The sequence below is a fragment of the Nesterenkonia alkaliphila genome, assembly GCF_009758175.1.
GTDB lineage: Bacteria > Actinomycetota > Actinomycetes > Actinomycetales > Micrococcaceae > Nesterenkonia > Nesterenkonia alkaliphila.
The window spans coordinates 1-2,417 of the sequence record NZ_WRPM01000037.1 but is presented as its reverse complement, the minus strand read 5'-3'; the positions used below and the strand labels follow the sequence as shown (position 1 = coordinate 2,417).

1 protein-coding gene and 1 pseudogene are annotated in these 2,417 nt (G+C 59.7%); one reads left to right on the top strand and one right to left on the bottom strand.

Going from position 1 to position 2,417, the window contains the following annotated elements:
* Positions 1 to 481: 481 nt before the first annotated feature.
* Positions 482 to 2,134 (top strand): ABC1 kinase family protein, encoded by a 1,653-nt coding sequence (locus tag GNZ21_RS05570; RefSeq protein WP_229659643.1) that lies wholly within the window; start codon positions 482 to 484, stop codon positions 2,132 to 2,134.
* A 130-nt stretch (positions 2,135 to 2,264) separates the two neighbouring features.
* Here the strand turns inward: GNZ21_RS05570 and GNZ21_RS05565 are convergent.
* Positions 2,265 to 2,396: pseudogene (locus GNZ21_RS05565) on the bottom strand (metal-sensitive transcriptional regulator); the annotation flags it as partial.
* Between the last annotated feature and the right edge of the window lie 21 nt (positions 2,397 to 2,417).

Here is a 2,417-nt window from a genome sequence, read left to right as displayed (position 1 = left end):
GAAGAGATCCTTGAGTCCCTCGGCCGACTAATGCAACGAACTAAAGGCGCAGGACACTAGTAGTACTTGGTTAGGTGGGTCCGGCGCGTTGACAGTAGGGGCAGAGGTTGTGTCAGTGCCGTGAGGAAGCAGCCACGCTTATACGTCGATGACACGGTTGAGGATGCTCTCGAGGTCTTCGATGACGGCAGGTGCGCCCCCTGGTGGTCTTTGATGGCCGCGAGGCTGTGGGGGTGCTGCGTCTTCCAGCTGTCGGCCGAACACCGTTCCGCCGCTCCAGACCAACTGGCCCCCAGATTCAACGAGTAAACCAAGCCGACCAGGGCCGCTTCACTGAAAGTCGTGCCCCCGTAAACTTGCCGAGGAACCAAACAGTCAGAAAATGTTATGTTCCAATGATGGTGGATAACTATTCGTAGCCATTGCGCATGGGCTGCCCCGAATTGGCCGGCCAGTTTTCTGACGAGGAGCATCTGTGTCCGTGAGCAGCTATAAAGAGCGATACCGCGAAATCGCCGAGGTGTTGGCTCGTCATGGTTTGGGGTTCCTCATCGGCATCGCGGGGCTGGAGAAAATGGTCCCATTCCATCGGGGACTACTGGGCCATAAGACCCAGCAGTCCCCGTACACGAACCCAGAGCATCTCCGGCTCGCTCTGGAAGAACTCGGCCCAACCTTCACCAAGTTGGGTCAGATGCTGTCCACACGTTCGGACCTGTTGCCTGCTGGCTATCTGCAGGAGTTGAGTAAACTGCAGGACGGCACGCCTCCTTTCGCAGGTGATGCAGCTTCTCGCCTCATTGAACAAGAACTGGGCGCGGCACCCGAAACACTTTTCGCTGACTTTGATGCCGAACCCCTGGCCAGCGCGTCGATCGGACAGGCACATTCGGCCCGCCTTGGGGACGGGACCCGACTCGTGATCAAGGTTCGTCGGCCCGGGGTAGTGTCACAAGTTCAGGAGGATCTCGAGATTCTGCAGAATCTTGCCTCCAAAGCCTCGCGTAGGTGGGAGGCTGCCAGTGGCTACGATGTGGTGGGTTTGGCCCAGGAGTTCGCACGGACCCTTCGAGCCGAACTCGACTACATGCAGGAAGGCAGCAATGCCCAGCGAATTGCTGAGAGTTTCGAGGATGATTCTGGTGTCTACGTCCCCCGGGTCTATTGGGAATACACCACCTCACGGGTCCTGACCCTGGAGCGGCTCACTGGATTAAAGGTTGATGACATCGAAGGCCTTGATCGGGCTGGTATTGATCGCCAGGCATTAGCTAACCGCGCGGTTGGGGCTATCGCAAAAATGGTCTTCGAGGATGGCTTCTTCCATGCTGATCCTCACCCCGGGAACTTGTTCATAGAACCGAGCGGCCGCATCGGTTTAATCGACTTTGGCATGGTCGGTGAAATTGATGACCGGTTGCGCCACCAGCTCGGCGCCCTGTTGGTCGCTCTGGTTCGCGCCGATCCGGGCCGGATTGCTCAGGCTCTGTTGGATCTGTCGACCGCGAATCGTGCCGTGGAGCGGGCCCAGCTGCGTGAGGACCTCAAAGGAGTTGTTGCTCTCTACCAAGGCCGCCTCCTGGGAGATATCGACATTCCCGCTCTGATCAGAAGAGTGCTGGCCCTGCTGCGACATCACCACCTGCAGCTTCCACGCGAAATCGCCTTGGTCCTTAAGATGGTTCTAATGGCCGAAGGCATGGGCGTCCGGCTGGACCCTGAATTCAACCTAGGTGAGGCACTCGGCCCTCATGTGCGCAAGCTTGCCGTGCAACAAGCCGGTCCTCTCGCTTACGCCAGGCTGCTCGGCCAGGCCAGCGGCGAGGCTGCTGAGCTTGCCCTGGAGTTCCCCGGGATGCTCCGGCGGATACTCGAATCCGTCGACACCGATGGTGTCGAGCTGCATCTGCGGGCAGCCGAGCTAGAACCTCTCATGGGGAGAGCAGAACGGATCGGGAACCGGCTGGTAGCTGGGCTTATTGCTGCAGCGTTCGTCAGAGGCGTTGGCGAGTTAGTGAGCGCAGACGACGAGAGGCTTCGTCGCTGGTCTGGCCCGCTCTTGGGTGCAGGAATCGGCGTGGCAGGAACGCTGGGGTCCTACCTGGCCTGGACCTCTCGACGACGAAAGCGATGAACGACGCCGCCAACTCAACCCGGCAACTCCCTTTCCATAGTCTTCGACGGCCACCAGGGCACCCAAGTCACCGCGTCAAGCGAGCCGGAAAGAGGCAGGATGCGAAACCCTACTCACCTCCTGAGGGGCCGTAGGCGTCTTGGTCCACCATCCTGTGGATGCCGCGGGCCTGGCCTTCGATGCGCTTGAGGCGGGCGAGGTAGCGGTCCTTGTCGCTGAAGTAACCGTGGCCTGCGGTGGGCGAGTCGGTCGTAGTGGTCATTCTGGTTTTCTCCTGCTTTGG